Genomic DNA, 21,021 nt, shown 5'->3' with positions numbered 1-21,021 from the left:
ATCAGGCCAGGCCCACCTTGCGCGCCAGCTCGGCGGTACGGTTGGCATAACCCCACTCGTTGTCGTACCAGGCGTAGATCTTCACCTGGGTGCCGTTGATAACCAACGTGGACAGCGCATCAACGATGGATGAACGGGGATCGGTTTTGTAATCGATGGACACCAATGGACGCTCTTCATACCCCAGGATGCCTTTCAGCTCGCCCTCGGCGGCTTCTTTCAGCAGCCGGTTAACCGTCTCCACATCTGTGGGCTTTTCCACCTCGAACACACAGTCAGTCAGTGATGCGTTGGTGAGCGGAATCCGCACCGCGTGGCCGCCCAGCCGGCCCTTGAGCTCCGGAAAGATCTCGATAATCGCGGTGGCGGAACCGGTACTGGTGGGAATCAGTGAACTGCCACAGGCCCGGGCCCGGCGTAGATCCTTGTGGGGCGCATCAATGATAGTCTGGGTGTTGGTCAGGCTGTGAATGGTAGTGATGGAACCGTGCTTGATGCCCAGTTTCTCATGGATCACTTTAACCACCGGGGCCAGGCAGTTGGTGGTGCAAGAGGCCGCGGTGATAATTCGATCGGTGGCCGGGTCGAAGATGTGTTCGTTCACCCCCATCACAATGTTCTTGGCGCCCGCTTCCTTTACCGGCGCGGTGACGACCACCCGCTTCACCCCCTGGTCCAGGTAGGCCTGCAGAACCTCGACTTTCTTGTTCACGCCGCTGGCTTCAATCACCAGATCACAACCCGACCAATCGGTATCCGAAATGGCCCGATTCCGGGTAACGCGCAGGTGCTGGCCTTCAATCACCATGTCGTCGCCATCGGCACTGGCTTCATGGCTCCAGCGGCCATGGATACTGTCGAAATTCAGCAGGTGCGCGAGGCTTGCCGCACCTGCTCCCGGGTCATTGATGGCAACGAACTCCAGTTCCGGCCAGTCCCAGGCAGCCCGCAGCGCCAGCCGACCAATGCGTCCAAATCCGTTAATACCTACTTTGATCTTGCTCATCGTGATCTCCTTGCGACGTTCGCAATCCGTGTATTTATGAAATGATCAGGGGCACTGCACAACAGGCCGGTCTGCCATCGCCAGCAATTGCGCCAAGGGACGCTCAATCAATGCCCTGTTACTCTGAGCGGTCTCATCCAGCACCCGCGCCACCCAGGCCGGTAGCCGGGGGTTAAGGTAATAATAGACCCATTGGCCACGCCGCTCGGTTTCCAGAAGCCCGGCATCCCGCAGACTCGCCAGGTGGCGGCTGACTTTTGGTTGCGACACCTCGAAGGCTTCGGTCAGTTCACATACGCACAGCTTTTCCTGATCCTTGATCAGTAACAGGGCGGCCAGGCGCAGGTCGTCGGCCATGGCCTTGAAGATCGCAACCGGGCTGTAGTCGGCGGGTTTCAGGCCGGTTTCTTTCTGGTGCACCAGGGTAAAGAGGCCAAGGCGCTCCTTCAGATCTTTCAACGTCAGGGCAAACGTAGCGTGGCGGTTGGTCTCTGCCGGGTCCGGAAAGTCCCAGGCAATCTGCTGGGCACCCTGGCAAGCGGCGGTGCATTCCCGGGCGGCTTTTTCACACAGGGTGATCACGTAATCCCAGTACTGACCCTTCAGCTCGGCCAGCTGTTTGCTATACAGCCCTTCGGTGGCAATACCGGCCTCGGACAATACCTGCAGCGCCAGCGGATGCGGCTCTGTGGGCTGGGTGCCGGCGCTGGCCACTTCAAACTGGTCTCCGGCCATGTGCCGCAGCAAGGCCTCTGCCATGATGGAACGGGCACTGTTTGCGGTACAGATAAACAGAACTCGGCGCTTCATATTCACATCCCGAAATATACGTTTTTACGAATATCTAATTTTATGCATAATAGTGTGACAAGATGATGTCGTAAAGGACGAAACCGGAATCATGAAACCCCAGTCAGCCCAGCACGGCAGGACCGCAGCGACTATCTGACCGATCGTTATTCCGAGCGCAGGGAAAGTGCAGAACAATTGTCCAAGCGCGTGAACCAACGTTCCATATAAGGAAGTGCAATGAGCAGTAACGAACTGGCCGCGGAAGCCTCATCCAGCGGCATGGGGATTTTCGGGCGCTATCTGTCTGTCTGGGTAGCCCTGGCGATTATTGCCGGCGTAGCGCTGGGCCAACTGGCGCCCTCCGTGCCGGAAACCCTGTCCCGGTTTGAATACGCACAGGTATCCATCCCCATCGCTATCCTGATCTGGGCAATGATCTTCCCAATGATGGCCCAGATTGATTTCAGCGCCATTGTCGGGGTGCGCAAAGAGCCCAAGGGGCTGGCTATCACCACTACGGTGAACTGGCTGATCAAGCCTTTCACCATGTTTGCCATCGCCTGGTTCTTCCTGATGGTGGTGTTCGAGCCCTTCATTGCGCCCGAGCTGGCGAGCGAATACCTGGCCGGCGCTATCCTGCTGGGTGCTGCTCCGTGCACTGCCATGGTGTTTGTCTGGAGTTACCTGACCCGTGGTGACGCCGCCTACACCCTGGTGCAGGTGTCTTTGAACGACATCATCATGCTGTTTGCCTTTGCGCCGATTGTCGTGTTCCTGCTGGGTATTTCTGACATCCAGGTGCCCTGGGATACGGTCATTCTCTCAGTCGTGTTGTACATCGTGATTCCGCTCACCGCCGGCTACCTGACCCGCCGAACCCTGATCGCACGCCACGGCCAGCGCTGGTACGACGAGGTGTTCATGAAACGCCTCGGCCCGGTGACGCCGGCGGCCCTGATCGTCACACTGGTACTGCTGTTCGCGTTCCAGGGCGAGGTTATTCTGGAAAACCCGCTGCACATTGCCCTGATTGCCGTGCCGCTGATCATCCAGACCGTGCTGATCTTCTTTATTGCCTACGGCTGGGCAAAATTGTGGAAGGTACGCCACTGTATTGCTGCACCCGGCGCCATGATCGGTGCCAGCAACTTCTTTGAACTGGCGGTGGCCGCCGCCATAGCGCTGTTCGGCTTGCAGTCCGGCGCAGCGCTGGCCACGGTGGTTGGTGTGCTGGTGGAAGTACCGCTGATGCTCATGCTGGTGCGCATTGCCAACAAGACCCGAGGCCACTTTCCTGCCTGAGCGAACGGAAACCTGCCCGCGCGACGCCTGTCCTGCGGGTAATCTCAACTGCCTGTTCAGCCCCGCCCGCGCCTGATACTATCGCTCGCTGGCAAACCGGGAGGGGCCTCTCCCAGCAAACGGACAGGACAACATGGATTTCTTTCAGGCGTTTTTTCTCGGCATTCTTCAGGGGCTGACAGAGTTTCTCCCCATCTCCAGCTCCGGCCACCTGATCCTTGTACCCGCCTTTTTTGACTGGACCGACCAGGGCGTTGGCTTCGACTTGTCCGTCCACGTGGGTACGCTGCTGGCCGTGGTGATCTACTTTCGCCGGGACGTGTTCAGCATCACCCGGGACGGCCTGCTTTCCCTGAGCCAGCGCCGGATGATTGGCCAGGGCAACCTGGCGTGGTTTCTGGTAATCGGCACCATCCCCGCGGGTCTGGCTGGCCTGGCCCTGCTGGACATGATCGACAACGAATTGCGGGCGGTGGAGGTGATGTTCTTCACCACCCTGATTTTCGGCTTGCTGTTGGGCTGGGCTGACTGGCGTCCCAACAAGGGGCGCACGATGGACTCCCTGACCTGGAAAGACGCCGTTCTGGTCGGCTGTGCCCAGGCCCTGGCCCTGATTCCCGGCACTTCCCGTTCCGGGGCCACTATCACTGCCGGCCTGTTCCTGGGCCTGTCCCGGGAGGCGGCGTCCCGGTTCTCGTTTTTGCTCGCGATTCCAATTATCACGCTGGCGTCTGCGGTTAAATTGCTGGATGTGGCTTCATCGAATGTGATTGTCGACTGGAGCGGTTTTCTGGTGGGTGGTGTTACGTCGTTTATCACCGCCATTACCGCCATCCATTTCTTCCTGAAGTGGCTGAACACGGTAGGCATGTGGCCCTACGTTCTCTACCGCATCGCATTGGCGGGTGTGATTTACGCGGTTCTGATGTAACGGCGGCCAACACATTGCTGGGGCGCAGGGTTGGGTAGGCCTTTCCAAAACTGTGCGGAGCCATGGATGGCGGAGCCCAAGCGTCACATGGATGTGCCGAAGGAGCGTGTTTTGGAAAGGCCTACCCAACCCTGTGCGACACTCCTGAACTAACAGGCTTCCAACGGAGCATAAGCCAACACCAGCCACTTGGCCCCCTCATCAAAGTTCACCTGCACGCGAGTATGGTGCCCGGTCCCCTCGGAGTTCATCACGATGCCCTCCCCAAACTTCGGATGACGAACGCGCTGGCCGAGGCTGAAACCGGACTGCTGGGCCGAATCCTGGCTGAACATGCTCTCATTCGGACGACCGACCATCGCCGGGCGCGTCACCGTATTGCGCAACCGCACTTCCTGCAGGCAATCCGCCGGAATCTCCCGCACAAACCGCGACAACGCATGGAACTTCTCCTGCCCGTACAAACGGCGGGATTCCGCGTAAGTAAGCACCAGCTTTTTCATCGCCCGGGTAATGCCCACATAGGCCAGCCGCCGCTCCTCTTCCATGCGCCCCGGTTCTTCCAGTGACATACTGTGGGGGAACAAACCTTCCTCAACACCCGCCAGGAACACCAGCGGGAATTCCAGGCCCTTGGCAGAGTGCAGAGTCATCAACTGCACGCTGTCTTCATGGGCATCGGCCTGGGCTTCGCCAGCATCCAGCGCGGCCTGGGCGATGAATTCCGCCAGCGGATCGACACCGTCTTCCACCTCGAAATCCGACAGCGCGCTCACCAGTTCTTCCAGGTTCTCTACCCTCGCCTGGCCCTTCTCGCCTTTTTCGCTGGCGTGGTAGTCCTTCAGGCCACTGGCTTCGATGGCCTGTTTCATCAGGCCCTGCAATGACGCCTCACCAACCATTTCAGACAAGCCGTTGATGATCTCCATAAACGACTGCAAACCGGTTTTCGCCCGGCCTTTGACCTGGCCCGCCGCCAGTAGGCGCTCGGCGGATTCCCACAGGGAAATGCCTTGCTCGGTGGCGTATTCCCGCAATTCCGCCAGGCTCTTGGCTCCGATGCCCCGGGTGGGAATGTTTACTACCCGTTCAAAGGCGGCGTCGTCCCGGTGGTACTGCACCAGGCGCAAGTATGCCAGGGCGTTGCGGATTTCCTGGCGATCATAGAAGCGCAGGCCGCCGTATACCCGGTAAGGAATACCCTGGCGCATCAGCGCCTCTTCCAGCACACGGGATTGCGCATTGGAGCGATACAGGATGGCGGATTCGCTGCGCAGATTGCCGTCGTTAACCCAGGCATTGATGGAATCGGCGATGTAGTTGGCTTCATCCTGCTCGTTGAACGCGGCGTACAGGCTGATGGGCTCGCCATCCGGGCCGTCGGTCCACAATTCCTTGCCCAAACGGCCCTGGTTGTTGGCGATCACCGAGTTGGCGGCCTTCAGGATCATCTGGGTGGATCGGTAGTTCTGCTCCAGTCTGACCAGCCGGGCATTGGGAAAGTCCCGCTGGTACTGCTGTATGTTCTCGATCTTGGCGCCACGCCAGCCGTAGATGGACTGGTCGTCATCACCCACCACGGTCAGCGGAACGCGGTTACTGGCCAGCACCTGCAACCAGGCGTATTGAATGGTGTTGGTGTCCTGGAACTCGTCCACCAGAATGTGCTGGAAACGCTGCTGGTAATGCTTCAGCAATTCCGGCCGATGCAACCACAGTTCGTGGGAGCGCAGCAGCAGCTCACCAAAATCCACCAGGCCGCCCTGCTGGCAGAGCTTTTCATATTGGCGGTAGATCTTGAGCATGGTGCTGGTGAAGTGGTCGCCGGGATTTTCCTGGATGTGGTCCGCGCGCAGGCCTTCGTCTTTCTGGCTGTTGATGAACCACTGGGCCTGTTTGGGCGGCCACTGGCTTTCATCAATCTGAAACTCCCGCATCACTCGCTTGATCATGCGCAGCTGGTCGTCGCTGTCCAGCACCTGAAAATTCTCCGGCAGGCCGGCGTCTTTCCAGTGGGAGCGCAACAGGCGGTGGGCGATGCCGTGAAAGGTGCCGAACCATAACCCGCGGGAGGGAATATTCATCATCTCCTCAATGCGGTAGCGCATCTCCTTGGCGGCCTTGTTGGTAAAGGTCACCGCCAGGATACCGGTGGGCGGTACCCGGTCTACCGTCATCAGCCAGGCAATCCGGTGCACAAGTACACGGGTTTTACCACTGCCCGCGCCGGCCAGCACCAGCAGGTGATCGTTCTGGGCGGTAACGGCCTCGCGCTGGGCGTCGTTCAGGGGGTCGATAATGTGGGAAACGTCCATGGCACCTGGCTTTTACTGGTTAAATAAACAGGCCTGAGAGTATAACAGGAGAAAAGCCGGTTTGTCGGGCAGGGATTGGCGCCACTCTTTTGGGGTTAACGCACAGGAACGGGGACTTCTTCCCAGGACACGCTACGAGCACATCCCTGTGCGCTTGACTGTGGCCATCCATGACCACAGACAGTCCTGGGAAGAAGTCCCCGTTCCTGCGCTGCCTGGCAACGAAGGGGCACCTCCCCCGTGCGACACCTCAAAAGATGAGGGCTTATGTCTTAGAAACCACGCGGTACGGTTTGAGCTTCCACAAACTCGAACAAGCCCTCCAAACCCCCTTCACGGCCAATACCGGAGGCTTTCATGCCACCAAAAGGCGCTTCCGGCGTGGGGCCGGTTCCAGTGTTCCAGCCAACGTGACCGAAGCGCAGGCCGGCGGCGACTCGCTGGGCACGCTCGGCATCGGCGGTGAACACGTAGGACGCCAGGCCGAACTCGGTGTCATTACCGGCATCGATGACTTCTTCCTCAGTACGGAACAGCGCCATGGGCACCAATGGGCCGAAGGTTTCTTCCTGATAACAACACATGTCCCGATTGACGCCCATGACCACGGTGGGCGGGAAAAACAGACCCTTGCCCAACTCCGCCGGCTGCTTGCCGGCCACCAGCTTGCCGCCTTTCTCCAGGGCATCTTCAAGGTGGCGTTTGACCTTGTCGAAACCGGCCTGGTTAACCAGCGGGCCAATGTCGACCCCGTCTTTCATGCCATCGCCAACGGTTATCTTGTTAACCCGCTCAGCCAGCTTCTGGCCAAAAGCTTCCGCGACCTTTTCATGCACGAAAATCCGGTTGGCGCACACGCAGGTCTGGCCGCCACCACGGAATTTGTTGGCGATCAGGTTGTCAGCAGCGGCGTCCAGGTCGGCGTCGTCAAAGACGATAAACGGTGCATTACCGCCCAGCTCCAGCGCCAGTTTTTTCACCTGCTCCGCCGTATCGAGAATCAACCGGCGGCCCACTTCGGTGGAACCGGTAAAGCTGAGCATCGGCACATCTTTGTGCTCGCACAGCACCTTGCCGATCATGCTGGCCTTGCCCATGACCAGATTGACCATGCCATCCGGCAACCCGAGCTTGTCCATCACGCTGAAGAAGGCCACCATCGTCAGCGGCGTTTCACTGGCCGGCTTGATCACAGACGGGCAGCCGGCCGCCAGGGCAGCCGAGAGCTTTTTGGCAATCATGCCAATGGGAAAATTCCAGGGCACGATCAGGCCGGTCACACCAACAGGCCGGTAATGAACGGTCCAGGTGCAATCCTTGGGCTTCTCAGGGATGGTATGGGCATCCAGGGCGTTGACGTGTTTGGCGCAGTAATCGAAGAAACCCGCAGCGTAGTCCACCTCGCCCTGGGCTTCCTTCAACGGCTTACCGTGCTCCATGCACAGGATTCGGCCAATTTCCTCGCGATGTTCTTTCAAACCATCGCGAATGTCTTCCAGCCACTTGCGCCGGGTCTCGATGGGCCAGGGGTTGGTGAGCCGGAGCGCAGACTTGCCTGCCTCAACGGCATCCAGCACATCCTGCTCTGACATGGACGGCACTTTGGCAACCACTTCGCCGGTGGCTGGATTGAACACATCAAAGGTGTTGCCGCCGGCACTGTCGGTCCAGCGCCCACCGATGTAGCCTGTCAGGTTTTTCAGCAGTGGTGACTCGATCATTTCGGCTCCTCTTCAATAACCTGGGTGCGCCCGGGTGCGACGGGGCGCGGGTGTATTGGAACGTCTTTCATAGTGGATGCTGATCGCCGGCCTGTAAAGGCAGCGTGTAAAAAACGCGGCCGGCGATTCGTTGACCCCTCAGTGTCACTGCCTATACTCGGAAGAGTATTTCCAGACTCCCGAGGAGGCGGTTCAATGAAGGCATTTTTTCATCCGGCGCAGGATCTGCATATTCCCAAAACGTATTTCACCCGTGGCCAAATGCGTCAGCCTCAGGAGGTTCCCGACCGCACCAGCCAGATGCTGGAAGGCTTGAAGGCGATGGGGATTCCGGTTCTTCAGCCGGCCGATCAGGGCGCGGCGCCGATATCAAAGGTGCACGACCTGGGCTACCTTCGTTTCCTGGAGTCTGCCCATCGTCGATGGATGGAAAACGAGGACTGGGGCGATGAGGTGATGTCCAATATCTTCGTGCGCTCGCCCAATGCCATGCGCGGCATACTGGCTGAGGCGGCCTGTTATCTGGCGGATGGCAGTTGCCCGATTGGCGAAAACACCTGGAAAGCGGCCTACTGGTCGGCCCAGACCGCCCTGGGCGCGGCGGATGCCCTGATTGCAGGTGAACGCACCTCCTATGCGGTGTGTCGCCCACCAGGCCACCATGCCCGCAAAGACGCGGCAGGGGGCTTCTGTTATCTGAACAATGCGGCCATTGCCGCCGAGCATATGAAAAGCCGGTTTCCGCGCACTGTCATCCTGGATACCGATATGCACCACGGCCAGGGCATACAGGAGATTTTCTACGACCGCAGCGACGTGCTGTACATCTCCATTCACGGCGACCCCACCAACTTCTATCCGGTGGTCAGTGGTTTTGAGGATGAACGGGGCGAGGGCGAAGGTTACGGCTACAACATCAATATGCCGATGCCCCATGGCGCCAGCGAGGACGACTTCTTTGCCAAGGTTGAGGAGGCCCTGGCCGCAATCCGGCTGTACCAGCCGGATGCACTGATCCTGACCCTGGGCTTTGATATCTACAAAAACGACCCGCAGGCCAAGGTCTCGGTAACATCCGAGGGCTTCTGCAGATTAAGCACCCACATCCGCCAGCTGGGCCTGCCGACGCTGGTGGTGCAGGAAGGCGGGTATGACCTGGACACCCTCAGCGAGAATGTCCAGCAGTTTTTCAAGGGGTTGGCGGGCTGACTCAGGCCGCAGGCGTGTAAACCTTCACATTGCCATGCCCTTCCGCCTTCAGGTGACCGGCGTGCATCCGGCTCATGGTGCCCCGGTCGCAGTACAGCAGGTACTGGCGGTTGGCCGGCAGATCAGACATCTGCTGGTTGAGTTCGTAGAACGGAATTTTCAGGATTTCATTGTTGGTCAGTGTCAGCGGTGAACGTTCTTCCTCCGACGGGTGCCGCACATCGATGATCACGTCTTCCACCGCAGGGGTCTGCACCAACTCCACTTCTTCCGGTGTGGTGATGGTATCCAGCAACTGGCTCACCATGGTGCCCTGCTGATTGGCAATGGCCTGCGCCAGCACCTCCGGGTTCATGTTGGCTTCTTCTTCCTCAACCCGGTGCAGCTTGGCGCGGGTAACCGGCTTGCTGGAAATAACCCCGCAGTACTCCGGCATGGTCCGGGCGAAGGGCTCGGTGCCAATTTCTTTGGCAATGCGGATGATTTCCTGCTTGTCCATGGCAATCAGCGGGCGCAACACCACTTCGTCACTGGCCCGGTCAACCACGTTCAGGTTGGTCAGGGTCTGGCTGGACACCTGGGCGACGGCATCGCCCATCACCAGGCCGGTAGCCGTATAATCCCGGGCAATTTCCGCCGCGGCTTTGAGCATCTGGCGCTTAAGTACCACACCCCAATGCCGGTGATTCACTGACTGCATGATCTCGGCCACCACACCTTCAAAGGGTACCGAAATAAACTTCACGCCATGGGAGGCCCCATACCGCTGCCAAAGGTAATGCACCACCTGGCGCACACCCACCTCATGGGCGGTGCCGCCCAGATTGAAGAACAGGAAGTGGCTGCGGATACCTCGGCGCATCATCAGGTAGGCAGCAACAGAGGAGTCATAACCGCCAGACACCAGGGTCATCACCGTTTCCACGGTACCCAGAGGATAGCCCCCAAGGCCCTCATGGCGGCGATGGGCGATATGGAACTGTTCCTCATTGAGCTCAATCCGCACTTCCAGGTCCGGATTCTTCAGGTCAACTCCCCGGGCGTTCGAAGCCTGGAGCAATGCGGCACCCACTGAGCGTTCAAGATCAATGGACCGGAACGAATGACTGCCATGGCGCCGGGCCCGCACGGCGAAGGTTTTGCCCGCAAGGCGGTCTGCGTAGGCCTGCACCGCCTTTTCGCCGACGTCGTCCATGTCGACAAAGGGAAAGACGCCAATTTCCTGGATGGTCGAAATACCCGGTATACGGGTCAGCTCATCGATCACCGGGCCCTCCAGGCTGCGGTCATCGGGAACCTCCACATCCACCCGGTCCCAACTGACGTCCACCCGAATCTCAGGGTCCAGCCGGGACAGCAACTTACGAATATTCTGCCGCAACTGGCGCATTTGCTGCTGGCGAACGGGTTTACTCTTGATGGCCACTTCCGGGGCGGGACGAATAAGCAGTTTCATAAAAAAGTCTTTGATCGGAATAACGTCGGGTAGCGTAATAAGCAGAAAGGCCTTAGTGTACCCTTTTGCCAGAGTGGCTCAAAATCCGTCATTGCCGAAACCATCAGGAGCTCCATCAACGATGACCGAATCCACCATGAATGCCCTGGTTTCCCCGGAGGGCAGCCTCGAAATCCTCTCCAACCACGAGGTCAACCGGCTCAAGGACAAGAGCGAGGGTGGTTTGTACCGTCTGTTCCGCCAGTGCGCCCTGGCCGTGCTCAACACCGGCGTTGAAACCGACGACTGTAAGGAATTGATGGAGGCCCATGCCGATTTCGATGTTCGCCTGGTGCCCCAGCCCCGCGGCCTGAAGCTGGAATTGATCAACGCGCCCGGCCACGCTTTCGTGGATGGCGAAATGCTGCGGGCAATCCGTGAGCACCTGTTTTCAGTGTTGCGGGACATCGTATATAGCCATTCCATTCCCAACACCGTCGCGGGGTTCCGCCGGGACAACCCGGAAGACATCACCAACCTGGTGTTCCATATCCTACGCAACGCCCGGGTGCTGGAGGCCGGTCGCCAGCCAGATCTCGTAGTGTGCTGGGGTGGCCACTCCATCAGCCACGATGAGTACCAGTACAGCAAAGACGTAGGCCATCAACTCGGCCTGCGCGGGCTCAGCATCTGCACCGGCTGCGGGCCGGGAGCCATGAAGGGGCCGATGAAGGGGGCCACCATCGGCCACGCCAAGCAACGGGTGAAGAACGGCCGCTACATCGGCATTACCGAACCAGGCATTATCGGTGCCGAAGCCCCAAACCCGATTGTGAATGAGCTGGTGATCATGCCAGACATTGAAAAACGCCTGGAGGCCTTTGTCCGCTGCGGCCACGGCGTGATCGTGTTCCCAGGTGGCGTAGGTACTGCGGAAGAAATTCTGTACCTGCTGGGCATCCTGCTACACCCGGACAACGCCGACCTGCCCTTCCCGGTCGTCTTCACCGGGCGCAAGGAGAATGCCGAATACTTCGAAATGATCGACAAGTTCATCCGCAATGCTCTGGGCGACGAGGCGGCCAACAAATACGAGATCATCATTGATGACCCTGGCCGAGTGGCACAAACCATGAAACAGGGCATGAAAGACGTGGAAACCTTCCGGCGCGCGATGCAGGATGCCTATTATTTCAACTGGATGCTGAAGATCGACCCGGTGTTCCAGTTACCGTTTGAACCGAATCACGACAACATGCGGGCACTGGAGCTGCACCGAGACCAGCCGGTGCATCTGCTGGCAGCGAATCTGCGCAAGGCCTTCAGCGGCATTGTGGCGGGGAACGTCAAAGAGAGTGGTATCCGGCAGATCCAGGAGAAGGGTCCGTTTGAGATCGCCGGTGATCCGACGCTAATCCGGCCCCTGGAGGCCATGCTGGAGCAGTTTGTGGAGCAGAACCGGATGAAACTGCCCGGCACGTCGGCCTATCGGCCCTGCTACCGGATTGTCAGTGGTGCGGCCTGAGCCGCACCACTTTCAGAGCAGACAGAGCAGAAAGTCTTACTTGCCGCCGTCAGCCGGCAGGCTGGCGTAATAGGCTGCCAGGTTGGCGATGTCTTCATCGCTCAGGCCAGTAGCCTGACCCTGCATCACCGGAGCCTGACCACCCTGGCGCTGGCCGTTCTTGTAAGCCTTCATGGAAGCAACCAAATACTGTTCTTTCTGACCGGCCAAGTTCGGGTACATCGGGATCTGGGAGATACCGTTTTGCCCGTGGCAGGCGGCGCAGACTGCAGCTTTGGCTTTGCCAGCAGCGGCATCGCCCGCAACAGCCGCAAACGGAGCGGCTGCGCCCAGCGCAAACAGACCAGCAACTGCGAAGTGCTTCAGATTCATTGTGTTCACCCTCTCATCGTTTTAACGTTCACTCACCGGCGATGATGCCGGACAGTAATTCAGGTTTCACTTATAGCACAGGCGGCCCCTGCCTCAAATGTGATAGATCTGTGATAGATCAAGGACATTCGTGCGACCATGGTCCTCTTTTACTCTCGGACCGGGTAAAGGACAGTACGAACAAACCGCTAACTGCGACCTGTAACGGAACAATGTGATTGCCGGAGAGACACTTCATGCCTGTAGAGGTTCAGGAACTCCCTTGCCGGGAAGGCCATATTGGCCTGCTGACACTGAATTCACCCGATACCCTGAATGCACTGACCGAAGAGATGATCATTCAGGCTCAGGAGGCCCTGGATGCCTGGGCCGAGGACGATCGGATCTGCCTGGTGGTACTACGGGGGGCTGGTGACCGCGCATTCTGCGCCGGCGGTAACATCCGTACTCTCTACGATGCCCTGAAAGGCCAAGGCGACGCCGAGGCCCCGGCCCGCTTCTTTACCAGTGAATACCGCCTGGATTACAGTGTTCACCGCTTCCCTAAGCCTGTGATTGGCCTGGCACACGGCATTGTCATGGGGGGTGGGCTGGGCCTGTTATCGGCCTGCCGCTACCGCCTGGTAACCCCGGATGTCACCCTGGCCATGCCCGAGATCAGCATCGGTCTGTTTCCGGATGTCGGTGCCAGCTGGTTCCTTAACCGCCTGCCAGGGCGCCTGGGCCTGTTCATGGGCCTGACCGGAGCGCGGCTCAACGTCAGCGACGCACTTCGGGTGGGCCTGGCCGACCTGGTTATCGAGCCTGAGCAGGCTAGCGCCCTGCTCTCTCGGCTACAGGACGAACGCTGGACCGGTGAAGCGGCGGCAGACGACAACCGTCTGTTCCGCCTGCTCAGTCAGATTGAAGCGCTGGACTATCGCAGTCTGGCGGCCGGCCACCTGGAGCAGCACGAACAGACCATTGCGCGCCTGAGTGCTGGCGATGAGCTGCCAGCCGTGGTGGACCAACTGCTGTCTGCCCGCAATGAAGACCCCTGGTGGCAAGCCTGTCAGCAAACCCTCCGGCAGGGTTCACCGGTCACTGCCTGGCTGGTTTGGCACCAACTGCAAAAAGGTCAGCAGATGTCGCTGAAGGACATCTTCCGAATGGAGCTGGCAATGGCACAGGAGTGCACGCGCCGCCCCGATCTGGTGGAAGGCATTCGCGCGCTGCTGGTCGATAAAGACCGGTCGCCGGTGTGGTCCTACCCGTCGGTAGCGGATGTGCCTGAGGACGTTATCGAGCGGCACTTTCAGCCGGTGTGGGATGATACCGACGACCCGATGGGCCTGGACTAACCCGGCCCGGCTACCGCGCAGCGCCCGCCTGGACCAGCAACATTTCCAGGTCCTGGTTGTTACTGGCCCGGGCCAGGTCCAGGGCGGTGCGACCATCGGCGCTCCGGAAGTGAACATCGGCCCCAGCCGCCAGCAGCATTTCGGCGGTCAGCAAGTCGCCGCTTTCCACCACTTTCATCAACAGGGATTGCCCGTCCTGGCTGACATTCACATTGGCTCCGGCCGCCAGCAAGGCCCTGACCACCGCCAGGTGGCCGTTTTCCGCCGCGTGAATAACGGCAGTATAACCACGGGCATCCCGGGCATTCACATCTGCACCCGCCGCCAGAAGCAGGCGCACAATCCGGCGATTACCGTTAGTTGAGGCCACCATCAGCGGGCTTTCCCCGGCATCAGCCTGAACATTCGGACTGACTCCCTGCGACAGCAGGTTGAGCACTGCCCGGTCTTCATCGGCCTTGACCGCTGCCATTAGCTGGCCCGGATCTCCGGGATTGTCGGCTGCACATTTTCCGGCGCCCGTTGACGCACAGCCAGACAGCAACGCTAATGTGACGGTGACGAATAGAAGAACAACCTTGCCTGCTTCCCTGGCCATAATGAGCAATCTCTTGTGTGATTTTTGCAGCTATTCTGAGCAGCCGATGGCAAGAATTAAATCGAACCGTTCACAACTCGGGCCCGTTTTGCAGAAGTTGACAGGCCAACCCCCGGAGCCGCTGCTCACCATCCCGCTGACCGCTGCACAGTAACGCAGCCTGCAGTGCTGCCCACGACCAACCCTGAAGCACCGCCCGGCACCACAACGGAAAGTCCGGTTGCTGGCAAAGCCAGGCCATCACTCCCGGGGCGGCGCTTACCGCTTGCAGCATCGGCAAGCTCAGCTCGAACCCGCGATAACCATGGGCAAAACTGTTCAGGTCACGCCGGTCGTTGTTATCCGGGCCGGTGTCTGGCGGCAAGTCTGCGCCCAGGGTGCCGATCAGTACCGGCTCAAGCTGCGACCAGTGGCGAGGAACCAACACTTGCCAGTGGCGGGCAAACCGGGTTCTCAGTTGCGTTTCCAGACTGGCTCCGGCATCGGACAGGCCGCGCATCATCTGCACCGGAAACTCGCCGGTGCTCGCTTCCTGGCGCAAACCCAGACGAACCACCCGAAAATCACAAGCCTGCCAGAATCTGACCAACGGGTCGTTGCCACCAAAGCTGGTACCGATCGCGTCCAGGCTCTGCCCGCGGCAAGCCGCGGCGGCAGCATCCACCAGTTGGCGACCTATCCCCAGATGGCGGGCCTGTTCCACAACTGCAATGCGGACCACTCTCAGGGTTTTCAGGCTGGCCGCTTCCGGGAAGCCACCATGGCTGGCCAGAGATTGTGCCAGCAGGTGGCCCCTTACCCGGCGGCGGCCCTGCATTATCTCCTCGGCCAATCCTGCTTCGATACCGCCTTCGACGGTGCCCCAAAGCACACCCACCGTTTGCCCCCGGTACTCTGCGCGCCAGGATTGCGCGCAGGGGTCATCCAGCCATTGCCGCAAGTCTGCGGGCGTTGTCCGGTAGTGAGCATCAACCAGCAGGCCGAAAGCCTGTGACAGCTCCTGCTCGCTGGCGTCAGCCGGTACCCAGGGCTGAATATCAACGTCAGCAACCTCCGGCACGGGTTCTACCGCACCCTCGGCGGCCAGCAGAAACAGCCTGAACACCAGCTGTTCCAAAGGATCATCACCAGCCCAGCGTACCGGCTGGTGTAACGGGATTCCGCGCCAGTGGGGCGTTTCCCGGTCGAGAATCTCGCGAAACCGGATAGCAAAACCACGCCCGGTGCCTTCATAGCCATGAACCGTGGTGGCAAAAGCCACCCTCGGCCAGCCCAACAGTATGTCGCGTAACCAGTGCGCCGGCAGGCCGGCAGCTTCGTCCACCAGAACCACTTCGGCGGCCGGGCGGGCGGCAAGCAGCTCTGGCACTGGCATATAGCTCAGGCGGTGGCCTGTACGGGTCACAAGTTCCGATTCCGATTGCTCAGCCAGTTCTTCGCCAAGTTCGAGCACTGCGTGCCTGAACAGGGTATCCACGTTATCCCGGGAAGGTGCCGTCACCAGCACCTGCTCGCGACCGGCCAGGAGCAGACGGGCCGCAGCGATGCCCATGGCGGCAGACTTGCCACGGCCCCGGTCGGCGGTGATCACCAGGGGGCGTCGGCGGCGGCCCTGGCCGAACCGCACCAGGTGTTGCAGCAGTTGTTGCTGTTCATCGGTGGTTTGCGGGGTGAAACCGGCAGTATGTGCCGGCAATTCCGGCCAGTTAGCCAAGCCTGAGTCGTCTGCCTGTACCCGGATGATGGAGGCATCGCCACCGATCACCATCGCCAGCCTGGCGGCAAATGGATGCTCTTCGGCTTGATCAAGGCCGGTGCGGACATAATCCGGATCGCCGTAGTGACGCCACCGATCCAGGGGCGGCACCAGCCAGAACAGTAACCCTCCGGCCTGCAGCGTGCCTGCCAGTGCCGCAAAGGCATCTGGCGGATTGCCTTGCCAGCCGTCCCAAACCAGCAGGCTGGTTTCCCGGCCCAGCCATTGCTGGTAATGGTTGGCCTGAAGGTGTGGCAGGCCCACGGCTTCGGCGTGTTCGGCCCGGCCAACCCACAAGCTGTGGCTGGTATTCATCCGGGACAGTTGCCGGTGCATCCAGGTGCAGGTGTTTTCCTGCGAGCCCTCCACCAGAATCAGGCGGCGGTGGCCGATGGTTCTGAGCCTGGTTTGCAGGCTTTGCCAGTCTGCGGTCGGATGCTCCCGGCTTGCGTCAGTCATTCAGCTGAGATCCGCAGCATGGGCTTTTAGGTCAGCAAGTTCGCAAGCTTCGAGGGCTCTTTGGTGGGTGGCGCGCAGTTTGACCCGTGGGGCACTGTTGGCTTCGAAGGCTTGTTGCCAGCGGCCGGCGCAGAGGCACCAGCTGTCGCCCGGTTTGAGGCCGGGGAAGCCGAATTCGGGTCTGGGGGTGGAGAGGTCGTTGCCCTGGGCTTTGGAGTAGTCGAGGAAGTCGGCGGTGACGATGGCGCAGACGGTGTGGTTGCCCAGATCATCGGGGCCGGTGTTGCAGCAGCCGTCGCGATAGAAGCCGGTTTTCGGGTTGTTGCCGCAGGTTTCCAGTTTTTCACCCAGTACGTTCAGTGCTTCAGAGTTCTGCATTTCCTATGCCTTCCAGTTTCGGAGTTGACAGGGTTCGGGTAGCCTTTCCAAAACACGCTCCTTACGGCACATCCATGTGACGCTTGGGCTCCGCCATCCATGGCTCCGCACAGTTTTGGAAAGGCTACCCGAACCCTGTTTTCAACCACAGGTGGTGTAGTCAAAAGCGCAAAAGATCGACTCGTCAATTATGCGGGAGCGCTATTCCCGCTACCAGTTGGCCAGTACAATAGCCCGCATGCCTACCAAACCCCAAATCCCGGATACCTCTCACCTGCCCGAGTTTCTCACCGATGAGCAGCGGGCGATTATTACTGCCGGCTATGAGCATGCGGTGATCACTGCCGTGGCGGGCAGTGGTAAGACCTCAACGCTGGCCTGGCGGATTCGGTTTCTGTTGGAGCAGGGCCACGATCCGGGCCGGATGCTGGTGTTGATGTTCAATCGCAGTGCCCGGGTGGATTTCGAGCGGAAGTTGCAGGAGGTGTGTGATCAGTCCGGGCTGGCGTTGCCGGAGATTCGGACGTATCACGCCATGGGGCTGCGGCTGTACAAGCGGTTTGTTCGAGAGGGTTATCTGCCCGGGTTTTCGGAGAAGATTCTGACCGAGCAGGAGATTGCGTTTCAGGCCTGGTTGTTGACCCGGCGGTTGGCGCCGGAGGATCTGGCGGATGAGATTCGGCGCAACAAGAAGGAGTTTGTGGAGACGGCCACCGGGTTTATTGATCGGGTGAAGACCGGGTTGTCGCCGGCGGAGGTGGTGTTTGAGGAGTTGGGGTATTCCGATAAGCACCGGTATCTGATCGATTTGTTCCACAGTTTCGAGCAGTGGCGCAAGGGCCAGGGGCGGATCAGTTATGCCGATATGTTGTATGAGCCGGTGATGGCGATTCATCAGAACCCGCCGTTGCAGCGCTTGGTCGGCAACAAGATGGATCTGATTCTGGTGGATGAGTACCAGGATACCAATGAAATTCAGCATCTATTGTTGCGCTACGTGGCCGGTGACCGGGCGCGGGTGACGGTGGTGGGAGATCCGGACCAGACCATTTACGAGTTTCGCGGGGCCAAGCCGGAGTTTATTTTGCGCCGGTTCAGCGATGAGTTTGAGAGCCCGCTGGAGCAGACCCTGAGTTTCACCTTTCGTTATGGCCACCGGGTAGCGTTGCTGGCCAATCATCTGATCTGTCACAACACCGGGCGTAAGGATGTGATGTGTCATTCGCATCCGTCCACGCCGGCGACCACCGTGGACCTGCATCGGGCGGAGAATGACGGTGATCAGGTGCTGCGTATTCTGCAGCAGCAAACGCCGGAGCAGAACAGCCAGACGGCGATTCTGTTCCGGGTGTGGAGCCAGAGTGTGCCGATTGAGCTGAAGTTGCTGGCCCAACAGGTGCCTTATCGGATTGACGCCGGCAAGGGTGCGCTTTTCAGTCGCGAGGTGCAGGCCATCACCGCCCTGCTGATGGTGGTGACCGGCCGGCTGAAGTTGCTGCCGGATACCGACCGGTTGGATCTGGCGCGGCTGCTGCTCCGGTTTCCCCATGTGGGCCTGAAAGAGCCTGAACTGGAGAACCTGGCACAGTTCCTGGCGGCGTTTGACGGGGCCTGGCATGAGCGGCTGCTTGCGATGGATTTTGACGCGCTTGCCCCGATGGCGGGCCGCAAACTTCGCAAGCTGGGGGAGGTGCTGGCGCAGCTTGAGCGATACAAGGGGCCGGTGGCCGGGCTGATCAGTGTGTATGCGGAGCACATGGAGCTCTACGAGGGCATTCGCAGCCTGGCGCTGACCCACGACAGTGCCGAGGAGCGCATTGATACGGTACAGGGCTTCCGGGATTACCTGAAAGGACTGGATCTGACGCCTGAGGGCGCGCTGGATCATCTCAAGGCATTGAAGCAGCAAGCTGGAGAGAAGCAAGATCACGGGGTGCTGCTGTCCACCATCCATCGCACCAAGGGGCTTGAGTGGCCAGTGGTGATTATTCCTGGCCTGCAGGAGAAATACCTGCCCTACAGCCCAAGGCCCCAGGACGATGCCAGGGCACTGTTGGAAAGCGAACGGCGCCTGCTCTACGTGGCCATGACACGAACCCGACAGGCCCTGCATCTGATCACCCGGCCAGCCAGTCAACAACCCCACCTTGAGGGCGACCAGGGTCCCAGCCGGTTTGTGGCCGAGTTGTGCTTTGAGCTGTCCAGGGAACTGGGTGCCGCACTGGAGGGGAACTATCCGACAGGAACAGGGTCACTGAGCCTGAGCGTCCCGCTGACACCGGTCAGCCTGCGTTATGCAGGCCGGGAGGGAATTGTCATTGAAGGCCAGACTGCGCCTCAGGCTGATACCACGGAACCAGTTTGGCACCATACGCGTGTTGTCCACGCCATCTTTGGCGCTGGCGACGTGACGTCAGAGGATGAAAGTTCGTTTGAAGTGCGTTTTGCCAATGGCGATACCCTGAACTTCAGCAAGAAGAGCGCTCATCTGTATTTCACGGCGACATCAGATTAAAACGACGCTGTCAGTGAACTGCGTACAATTCCCGACGTACCAACTACTGTCATTTTTTTGTTTTTTTTGGCTTACTGGCCTAAATTCCGAGTAATACAGGTGTTTTTCGGAGTTTTCATTCCTGAGAGAACTGCAGGAAATAACAACTAAACAGGAGGTTCTGCATGAAGATCATGCGCCCGGTCGCTCTGGCCGCCCTTACAGCATCCCTTGCCACTCCCGCTCTGGCCGACCGCCAGGAAACCATTTACCTGAACCCGTTCGCCGGCTTCCAACTGTTTGATGACAAACGGGATCTGAGCGAAACCGGCACCTTTGGTGTTGGTGTTGAGTACCGCTTCCTGCCGCGCTGGTCTGTTGAAGCTGTGTATTCCCGGGCTAACGCCGATCGCAAATACGTGCCGGGAGAATCTGACTTTCAGGAACTGAGAATTGACGGCACCTACTATTTCGCGGGGCCGGATGCGGCCTGGAACCCGTATGTATCACTGGGTGCCGGCCATGCAGAATTTGGTGTGGGTGATACCATTTCTTACACCACTGCAGGCACCGATCACGAAGAAACCCGGGTCAATGTTGGCGTGGGCTTCCGCTACAACGTCAGCAACGGCATTTCCATCCGTGGTGATCTCCGCGAGTTCCACGGTATTGACGAAAGCACCTTTGACACCATGGCCTCACTTGGCCTGAGCTGGGCCTTCACCCGCACTGTTGCTTCCTCGAAGCCCGCTCCTGCCCCTGAACCCGCGCCAGCACCGGCTCCTGCAGATTCAGACGGTGATGGTGTGCCCGATAACCGCGATCAGTGCCCGAACACGCCAGCCGGTGTTCAGGTAGACAGCCGGGGCTGCCCGGTGGACAGCGACGGTGACGGCGTGCCGGATTACCGCGACGAATGCCCGAATACCGCTGCCGGTGCCACCGTTGACGAGCGCGGCTGCGAAGGTGTGACTGAAACCGTGGAAACCATTGAGCTGCGGGTTCAGTTCCCCACGAACAGCTCCGTGATTGATGCCACGTTCGATAACGAAATCCGTCGCGTGGCGGACTTCATGGCCGAGTACCCGGAAACCACCGTGGAAATCGCGGGTCACTCCGACAGCATTGGTGACGCCGAGTACAACCGCTTCCTGTCCCAGCGTCGTGCCGAGGCCGTTGCTAACCGGCTGACCACTGTTCTGGGCGTTGACCCGGATCGCGTAAGCGCCATGGGTTATGGCGAAGCCGAGCCGATTGCCAGCAACGACACGGCCGCTGGCCGTGCCCAGAACCGCCGTGTTGAAGCACGCATTCAGGTTAGTCGCTAAGACCAACACATAAGGTAATGAGCAAACAAGGCGCCCTCTGGCGCCTTGTTTGTTTCCGGG

The 21,021-nt window shown here is 59.6% G+C and carries 16 protein-coding genes and 1 pseudogene; 8 read left to right on the top strand and 9 right to left on the bottom strand.

The window, feature by feature from the left end:
* Position 1: 1 nt before the first annotated feature.
* Positions 2-1,006, bottom strand: a complete 1,005-nt coding sequence (locus ACZ5Q2_RS05830; RefSeq protein ID WP_432210367.1) for an ArsJ-associated glyceraldehyde-3-phosphate dehydrogenase — start codon at positions 1,004-1,006, stop codon at positions 2-4.
* A 45-nt stretch (positions 1,007-1,051) separates the two neighbouring features.
* On the bottom strand, positions 1,052-1,816 hold the full coding sequence (locus ACZ5Q2_RS05825; RefSeq protein WP_432210368.1) for a metalloregulator ArsR/SmtB family transcription factor: 765 nt from the start codon (positions 1,814-1,816) through the stop codon (positions 1,052-1,054).
* Positions 1,817-1,933: 117 nt separating this feature from the next.
* Between ACZ5Q2_RS05825 and ACZ5Q2_RS05820 the strand changes: the two are divergent.
* From ACZ5Q2_RS05820 to ACZ5Q2_RS05810, 3 genes and pseudogenes are all read left to right on the top strand, one after another.
* A pseudogene (locus ACZ5Q2_RS05820) lies at positions 1,934-2,026 on the top strand (arsenical resistance protein ArsH); the annotation flags it as partial.
* A gap of 9 nt (positions 2,027-2,035) precedes the next feature.
* Entirely contained in the window at positions 2,036-3,100 is a 1,065-nt protein-coding gene (gene arsB / locus ACZ5Q2_RS05815; protein WP_432210369.1) for an ACR3 family arsenite efflux transporter, read from the top strand.
* Between the two features lie 133 nt (positions 3,101-3,233).
* Positions 3,234-4,031 (top strand): undecaprenyl-diphosphate phosphatase, encoded by a 798-nt coding sequence (locus tag ACZ5Q2_RS05810; protein WP_432210370.1) that lies wholly within the window; start codon positions 3,234-3,236, stop codon positions 4,029-4,031.
* A 149-nt stretch (positions 4,032-4,180) separates the two neighbouring features.
* Here the strand turns inward: ACZ5Q2_RS05810 and uvrD are convergent, their stop codons facing one another.
* Both uvrD and ACZ5Q2_RS05800 read right to left on the bottom strand, forming a co-directional pair.
* On the bottom strand, positions 4,181-6,346 hold the full coding sequence (uvrD, locus tag ACZ5Q2_RS05805) for a DNA helicase II (protein ID WP_374787235.1): 2,166 nt from the start codon (positions 6,344-6,346) through the stop codon (positions 4,181-4,183).
* 272 nt (positions 6,347-6,618) lie between these two features.
* A complete protein-coding gene (locus tag ACZ5Q2_RS05800) occupies positions 6,619-8,067 on the bottom strand; it encodes an NAD-dependent succinate-semialdehyde dehydrogenase (RefSeq protein WP_374787234.1) in 1,449 nt (482 codons plus the stop codon).
* A gap of 195 nt (positions 8,068-8,262) precedes the next feature.
* Between ACZ5Q2_RS05800 and ACZ5Q2_RS05795 the strand changes: the two genes are divergently transcribed.
* Entirely contained in the window at positions 8,263-9,276 is a 1,014-nt protein-coding gene (locus tag ACZ5Q2_RS05795) for a histone deacetylase family protein (RefSeq protein ID WP_061330889.1), read from the top strand.
* Between the two features lies 1 nt (position 9,277).
* Here the strand turns inward: ACZ5Q2_RS05795 and thiI are convergent, their stop codons facing one another.
* Positions 9,278-10,732 (bottom strand): tRNA uracil 4-sulfurtransferase ThiI, encoded by a 1,455-nt coding sequence (gene thiI / locus ACZ5Q2_RS05790; RefSeq protein ID WP_432210371.1) that lies wholly within the window; start codon positions 10,730-10,732, stop codon positions 9,278-9,280.
* Between the two features lie 121 nt (positions 10,733-10,853).
* Here thiI and ppnN point away from each other — a divergent pair, with 121 nt between their 5' ends.
* Positions 10,854-12,236: a nucleotide 5'-monophosphate nucleosidase PpnN gene (gene ppnN, locus ACZ5Q2_RS05785; protein ID WP_072676079.1), complete on the top strand. Its 1,383-nt coding sequence runs from the start codon at positions 10,854-10,856 to the stop codon at positions 12,234-12,236.
* Between the two features lie 36 nt (positions 12,237-12,272).
* Here the strand turns inward: ppnN and ACZ5Q2_RS05780 are convergent, their stop codons facing one another.
* Complete coding sequence (locus tag ACZ5Q2_RS05780) at positions 12,273-12,608, bottom strand: c-type cytochrome (protein ID WP_061330892.1); 336 nt, start codon at positions 12,606-12,608, stop codon at positions 12,273-12,275.
* Between the two features lie 236 nt (positions 12,609-12,844).
* Between ACZ5Q2_RS05780 and ACZ5Q2_RS05775 the strand changes: the two genes are divergently transcribed.
* The gene (locus tag ACZ5Q2_RS05775) at positions 12,845-13,948 is read left to right on the top strand and encodes an enoyl-CoA hydratase/isomerase family protein (protein WP_061330893.1); all 1,104 of its coding nucleotides are present in this window, start codon (positions 12,845-12,847) and stop codon (positions 13,946-13,948) included.
* Between the two features lie 10 nt (positions 13,949-13,958).
* Here the strand turns inward: ACZ5Q2_RS05775 and ACZ5Q2_RS05770 are convergent, their stop codons facing one another.
* The 3 genes from ACZ5Q2_RS05770 to ACZ5Q2_RS05760 all read right to left on the bottom strand — a co-directional run bounded on the left by ACZ5Q2_RS05770 (position 13,959) and on the right by ACZ5Q2_RS05760 (position 17,139).
* Entirely contained in the window at positions 13,959-14,546 is a 588-nt protein-coding gene (locus ACZ5Q2_RS05770; protein WP_432210372.1) for an ankyrin repeat domain-containing protein, read from the bottom strand.
* A 70-nt stretch (positions 14,547-14,616) separates the two neighbouring features.
* Positions 14,617-16,761, bottom strand: coding sequence for a tRNA(Met) cytidine acetyltransferase TmcA (locus ACZ5Q2_RS05765; protein ID WP_432210373.1), 2,145 nt, complete (start codon positions 16,759-16,761; stop codon positions 14,617-14,619).
* The gene (locus ACZ5Q2_RS05760) at positions 16,762-17,139 is read right to left on the bottom strand and encodes a DUF2237 family protein (RefSeq protein WP_061330896.1); all 378 of its coding nucleotides are present in this window, start codon (positions 17,137-17,139) and stop codon (positions 16,762-16,764) included.
* Positions 17,140-17,329: 190 nt separating this feature from the next.
* Between ACZ5Q2_RS05760 and ACZ5Q2_RS05755 the strand changes: the two genes are divergently transcribed.
* A complete protein-coding gene (locus ACZ5Q2_RS05755; protein WP_432210374.1) occupies positions 17,330-19,654 on the top strand; it encodes an ATP-dependent helicase in 2,325 nt (774 codons plus the stop codon).
* A 164-nt stretch (positions 19,655-19,818) separates the two neighbouring features.
* The gene (locus tag ACZ5Q2_RS05750) at positions 19,819-20,961 is read left to right on the top strand and encodes an OmpA family protein (protein ID WP_061330898.1); all 1,143 of its coding nucleotides are present in this window, start codon (positions 19,819-19,821) and stop codon (positions 20,959-20,961) included.
* Positions 20,962-21,021: the final 60 nt, after the last annotated feature.

It is taken from the genome of Marinobacter alkaliphilus (assembly GCF_055394375.1).
Note: the sequence above shows the minus strand (reverse complement) of the source record. Positions and strands in the feature narration are given on the sequence as shown.

Excerpts from the sequence above, each read along its gene's own strand:
- ACZ5Q2_RS05810 (WP_432210370.1), top strand. The coding sequence starts at position 3,234 with ATGGATTTCTTTCAGGCGTTTTTTCTCGGCATTCTTCAGGGGCTGACA.
- ACZ5Q2_RS05775 (WP_061330893.1), top strand. The coding sequence starts at position 12,845 with ATGCCTGTAGAGGTTCAGGAACTCCCTTGCCGGGAAGGCCATATTGGC.
- ACZ5Q2_RS05750 (WP_061330898.1), top strand. The coding sequence starts at position 19,819 with ATGAAGATCATGCGCCCGGTCGCTCTGGCCGCCCTTACAGCATCCCTT.
- ACZ5Q2_RS05780 (WP_061330892.1), bottom strand. The coding sequence starts at position 12,608 with ATGAATCTGAAGCACTTCGCAGTTGCTGGTCTGTTTGCGCTGGGCGCA.
- ACZ5Q2_RS05755 (WP_432210374.1), top strand. The coding sequence starts at position 17,330 with ATGCGGGAGCGCTATTCCCGCTACCAGTTGGCCAGTACAATAGCCCGC.
- ACZ5Q2_RS05795 (WP_061330889.1), top strand. The coding sequence starts at position 8,263 with ATGAAGGCATTTTTTCATCCGGCGCAGGATCTGCATATTCCCAAAACG.
- ACZ5Q2_RS05800 (WP_374787234.1), bottom strand. The coding sequence starts at position 8,067 with ATGATCGAGTCACCACTGCTGAAAAACCTGACAGGCTACATCGGTGGG.
- ACZ5Q2_RS05770 (WP_432210372.1), bottom strand. The coding sequence starts at position 14,546 with ATGGCCAGGGAAGCAGGCAAGGTTGTTCTTCTATTCGTCACCGTCACA.
- ACZ5Q2_RS05760 (WP_061330896.1), bottom strand. The coding sequence starts at position 17,139 with ATGCAGAACTCTGAAGCACTGAACGTACTGGGTGAAAAACTGGAAACC.
- ppnN (WP_072676079.1), top strand. The coding sequence starts at position 10,854 with ATGACCGAATCCACCATGAATGCCCTGGTTTCCCCGGAGGGCAGCCTC.
- arsB (WP_432210369.1), top strand. The coding sequence starts at position 2,036 with ATGAGCAGTAACGAACTGGCCGCGGAAGCCTCATCCAGCGGCATGGGG.
- ACZ5Q2_RS05825 (WP_432210368.1), bottom strand. The coding sequence starts at position 1,816 with ATGAAGCGCCGAGTTCTGTTTATCTGTACCGCAAACAGTGCCCGTTCC.
- ACZ5Q2_RS05765 (WP_432210373.1), bottom strand. The coding sequence starts at position 16,761 with ATGACTGACGCAAGCCGGGAGCATCCGACCGCAGACTGGCAAAGCCTG.
- ACZ5Q2_RS05830 (WP_432210367.1), bottom strand. The coding sequence starts at position 1,006 with ATGAGCAAGATCAAAGTAGGTATTAACGGATTTGGACGCATTGGTCGG.
- thiI (WP_432210371.1), bottom strand. The coding sequence starts at position 10,732 with ATGAAACTGCTTATTCGTCCCGCCCCGGAAGTGGCCATCAAGAGTAAA.
- uvrD (WP_374787235.1), bottom strand. The coding sequence starts at position 6,346 with ATGGACGTTTCCCACATTATCGACCCCCTGAACGACGCCCAGCGCGAG.